Annotated in this window: 5 protein-coding genes and 1 pseudogene; 2 read left to right on the forward strand and 4 right to left on the reverse strand. The window is 42.2% G+C overall.

Annotation, left to right across the window (positions count from 1 at the left end; translation table 11 throughout):
* Positions 1-83: 83 nt before the first annotated feature.
* Positions 84-413, reverse strand: coding sequence for a SymE family type I addiction module toxin (locus FE392_RS16895; RefSeq protein ID WP_319931368.1), 330 nt, complete (start codon positions 411-413; stop codon positions 84-86).
* A 221-nt stretch (positions 414-634) separates the two neighbouring features.
* Here FE392_RS16895 and FE392_RS16900 point away from each other — a divergent pair, with 221 nt between their 5' ends.
* Together FE392_RS16900 and FE392_RS16905 are read left to right on the forward strand one after the other, a co-directional pair.
* Positions 635-889, forward strand: coding sequence for a type II toxin-antitoxin system Phd/YefM family antitoxin (locus FE392_RS16900; RefSeq protein ID WP_319931369.1), 255 nt, complete (start codon positions 635-637; stop codon positions 887-889).
* Positions 889-1,314, forward strand: a complete 426-nt coding sequence (locus FE392_RS16905) for a type II toxin-antitoxin system VapC family toxin (protein WP_319931372.1) — start codon at positions 889-891, stop codon at positions 1,312-1,314. Before FE392_RS16900 ends, FE392_RS16905 begins: the two co-directional genes overlap by 1 nt.
* A gap of 320 nt (positions 1,315-1,634) precedes the next feature.
* On the opposite strand, the gene FE392_RS16910 is transcribed toward FE392_RS16905, so the two are convergent.
* From FE392_RS16910 to FE392_RS16920, 3 genes and pseudogenes are all read right to left on the reverse strand, one after another.
* The gene (locus tag FE392_RS16910; RefSeq protein WP_319931370.1) at positions 1,635-3,005 is read right to left on the reverse strand and encodes a reverse transcriptase domain-containing protein; all 1,371 of its coding nucleotides are present in this window, start codon (positions 3,003-3,005) and stop codon (positions 1,635-1,637) included.
* Positions 2,983-3,528 (reverse strand): SLATT domain-containing protein, encoded by a 546-nt coding sequence (locus FE392_RS16915; protein WP_319931371.1) that lies wholly within the window; start codon positions 3,526-3,528, stop codon positions 2,983-2,985. The genes FE392_RS16910 and FE392_RS16915 overlap by 23 nt, the downstream gene beginning before the upstream one ends.
* A gap of 403 nt (positions 3,529-3,931) precedes the next feature.
* A pseudogene (locus FE392_RS16920) lies at positions 3,932-4,373 on the reverse strand (host specificity protein J); the annotation flags it as partial.

Below are 4,373 nucleotides of genomic sequence, written 5' to 3' on the forward strand. Positions count from 1 at the left end.
ATTCTGCCATTTAAGCGCAAAATGTAGTTCACTCGGGAGCATTAAATACATCATTTTCAATGAAAAAACAGATAATTACGAATTCACCCCAATAACTTTTTACTTAATTTTCCGGGAAATTGCCGTAACCAATGTGCCACGGAGATATCATCCCACTCGCCTTCATTCAGGCTTTTTAAACAGTGCCACAATTCATGAAAATTTTGGCTGGTGATAATCAAGCAGCCCGGCATCACTCTGATTTTTAACGGATCGTTAATGGAAAACCCCGCTTCCAGTAGCCATTTTCCGCTTAAGTTGATGGCAGGGATCGTGCGGTTAACTCCCTTAGGACGGTAAACCACTTTCTGATAACGTTCTGGTTGGGAAATTTTGTAAATGCAGATGCCTGCAGTAGAATGCGCGTCAGCCATAATAACTATCCTGATTAGTTGCTGTGGTTAGCGGTTTTATCGTGTTCCAGCACGTTAAAGCCGCGTCGATACTTCACCGCCACTCTATCTCCCGTCCAAATAACATACCACTGACAAAAATTGCCTTTGCAAAGCTGCTCGCAAGAAAGCGAACAAAATTTGCACTATCGTTTATAATGTAGTAATGTTCCTATATAATGATTCAAACAGGAGGTACAGACATGACCATCACAACCCTATCCAGTCGGGAACTGAATCAGGATGTTACCCGCGCAAAGAAGGCAACCAAAAACGGCCCCGTATTCATCACTGATCGCGGCAAGCCTGCCCATGTGCTGTTGAGCATTGAAGAATACCGGCTGCTGACAAAGCAACATCGCAACATTGCCGATTCGCTGGCGATGCCGGGTGTTGCGGATATTGAGTTTGAGCCGCAGCGGGTGAATATCGGAACTCGTCCAGCTGATTTCTCATGATGTACGTACTCGATACCAACGTGGTGTCCGAACTACGAAAAATTCGGGCAGGGAAGGCCAATCCTAACGTGACAAAATGGGCTGAAAACGTTGATGCCACCAGCCTCTTTGTATCTACAATCACGATCATGGAGTTAGAGCTTGGTGTTTTATTGATTGAACGTAAGGATGCGACTCAAGGGGCTATGCTGCGTGTTTGGCTGGAACAACATGTCTTGCCGGAATTTTCAGAACGATCGCTGTCCGTTGATACCGCTGTGGCTCAACGCTGTGCCCGGTTGCACGTTCCTGACAAGTGCAGCGAGCGTGATGCGTTGATTGCTGCTACAGCGCTTGTACATGGTATGACGGTAGTCACGCGTAACGTAGCCGATTTTCAGCCTACAGGGGTGACGATCCTCAATCCGTGGGAGCCGAATCCATAATGTACATTAGTTGCGGCTTAACCTGACAGTGTTCTATGGCAGGGCACGAATAAACCTGACTGTCAGTTAAGAGCGAGGAGCGGAAGTTCCCTGTGGTCATCAATGTCCAAGTTGCAGAGTAGCTAACTAAAAGGATGACTAACAAAGCAGTGGATATTCAGAATTACGATGGTTAGTTTCTTCTATACTCATTTAACTTCAAGGTGCTGGTTTGATTTTAAGGTTAATTATTAAAAATCAATAAGATGAATCATATCCTCTCATGCATCTTCAAGTTTATTGCGTATATATCGCAATTTCCCTGTGGTGTTTGCTTGTTTTTATGATATTCCTGAAATATCTTCTTCAAGTTCTTTTGCGGAATTAGCAATTTTAAATTTAAACTTTCGCTCTATTTCACTATTGCTTAGCATTTTTGCCTTATCTTTACCTATCCACATTGAAACAAGTTCTCGCTTCTGAGATATATCTAGGTTGTCAAAGTTAGGTATGTATTTAAATGTGTCCGCAGTTCCACGACGAAGTTCATAGAATGTTTTTATCAAAGATTTTTGTTTTATTTCAGATGAAAGACTGAATCGGCGGATAAGATGACTTACGGTATGATTAACGGAGCGAAGTTGGGCCGTTGTGGATATTTGCGAGAAGTATGATACCCATCCCAGGCGTTTCCCCTCAAATACACACCCTGTGATTCTAAGGTTGAGTTTCCACTGACAGTACGCTATGGCTCGCTCTTTATCGCACTTATTCTTAGCCTGCAGTAGCGCATGCTTGTATGCAGTGAAAATTTTTGCTAGTGAGGATTCGAATCTGAGAATACTCTCATGCTTGATTAATAATTCTCCTTGGCTTATGTGATAACCAAGAAAGTCAAAGGATTCATCCAGATTACCAACTTTGGATTTTGAGTTCTCCTCATTTAGTGGATGAGGATTTAAATTCAATAGTTGGAGCTTCTCAATAACATGAGATGCCATCGTTTCGGCCTGGCTATTTGGGGTCAGAATAAGAATGTCATCAACATAGCGCATGAACCAGATATCTGGAATTTCATTAATTTCCTTATCGAAAATGGATAAAGAAATCTCAGCCAGAATGTTTGAAATTGCTAGTCCCTGAGGTACTCCTCTGGGGTTCGCTGAGGCGCCTTTGCTACCTTTAAATTCACTTACTGTAGGAACGACCAATGACGACATTATTAATTTTCTAATCTCGCTCTTTCTAACCTTATTTTTTATCACATCAGCTATCAGTGTATGTTTAATTGAAGGGTAGAAGGTTCTGAGATCTATCTTAGCATATTCTGTATATAGACCGCTATTCAATGCAACCTTCAATGAATCAATTACTTTATGTGGCAGTCTCAACCTAGAGTCAGGATAAATTTCTGTAAGACATTCGCAAAGAGCTCTGAGAGTAATCCTATCTCTGACTGTGGGTATTGAGATCTGTCTGGGGTTAGAGTTAGCCCCCTTAGATATTAGCTTTTCTTTGTAGGCTGTGAATTTGTAACTACCAGAATTAACTTTTTCAGAAATAAATTTAATTTCATTTTTTATCGTTGAGTCGAGTTTAGAAGGGCGAACTCGGTCGATGCCAATAGCACCGGATTCTTTTATTTTTTCCTTATATACTTTGAGGAGGTTTCTTTCCGAAAAGGATTTTTTAAAGATTCGACCAGCAGTCATAGGCTATCCAAACAAGCGGGAGTAGGTAAAAGGAATAAGTAAATATGAATCGCTTTATTTTCCAGCCTAAAACTATTCGTTTTTCTTTATTGGTAGGGGTTCTTGTTGTAAGTCCTACCTGGGCTACACGTGCGGTTTTATCATCTATATCAAGATGATTCTCAACTTCATCGAGCAATTCATGATATTTTTTTCTTTGTTCAAGCGTTAATGGTTGCCCGGTTGTAGTATCAGAATAGAGCTGCTGTAGTGCAAGATAATTCCTCCTCATGGATATTGCTCTGCCGCGGAAGTCCAGGTTTGAAACTACAAGTGAAATACCTAGTAAAGCCACCGAAAGTATTGTCGCAAGAATATCGGTGTTATTCCCTAGGACTTTTGGAAAGCGTAATGTCACGATTGAAAGCACTGCACTTAATATGGCATACCAAACGAGGATGAACTGAGAGTGTTTTTCAAGCCACTCCAGACGATGATGTGCATTAATACGTGCTTTATATGTAAACCAGATATTGTCCCGCATGAAAACTCCCTTTTATTTTTTGGGATATGGAAGGGACAGGAAAGATTGGAACCGTTGAACACCCTGCTAAGCAGGATCAGTGAGCCTAAGCTCAACAGCAAAAAATCGCTATTCATTATCAGAGCCGCCCTTACAGAAGCAAGAGGAAGAACCTGCCCCATCCTTTTGAAGTATGACAACTTCATAAGATTAAAGTCAAGCATATGCCTTATGAAACACACAGTAAGTAAACTTACGCTACCGAAGGGCTTGTCCTTTTACGGCCATTTAGCTGACAGGTCTGCCCCCATTGATAAACATAGACTGAAGTTAACAACGTCTGCTCCTGGCACAAAGAAAACTGCCAAATAAAGTTTTTCTCAGTTCAGCGACTGTTCCAGAGCGAGTAATGACTAAAACAATATTACCGAATACGTTGCTTCAGCTCTTTCAAAATACCACTCAACCTCTCAATGGCCTGCACGTTTTCCGCAATAGCCTGTTTGTGACGCACATCAGCTCTAGCCTGCTCATCTAGTTGCTTCTGTATATGCCGCCCGGTTTCTGCATCCAGAAAATGATCCTGACTGGCTTCCACTATCCAGCGAGTATCATTGGACGCGGTGCCGCTAACCCATGCTGTCCACTCTGAGGTGTTACCCGATTTATCCACCAACCGTGCCCGGAAATAGAGCTTCTCTCCAGCCGCCAATCCCTGCAAAGTGTGGGTTCGTTGTGGGTAGGAGATATCAGCGGATTGCAGCGTGTTATCATCTTTACCGTTTTTGCTATAGTTAATTTCCGTTTTCAACAGGACACCCGTTGGATCGGCAAAGTCCCAATCTAGCCGGATACCAAAAAGTAGC

Origin of the sequence: Xenorhabdus santafensis (assembly GCF_033949405.1) — a bacterium.
GTDB classification, from domain to species: Bacteria; Pseudomonadota; Gammaproteobacteria; order Enterobacterales; family Enterobacteriaceae; genus Xenorhabdus; species Xenorhabdus santafensis.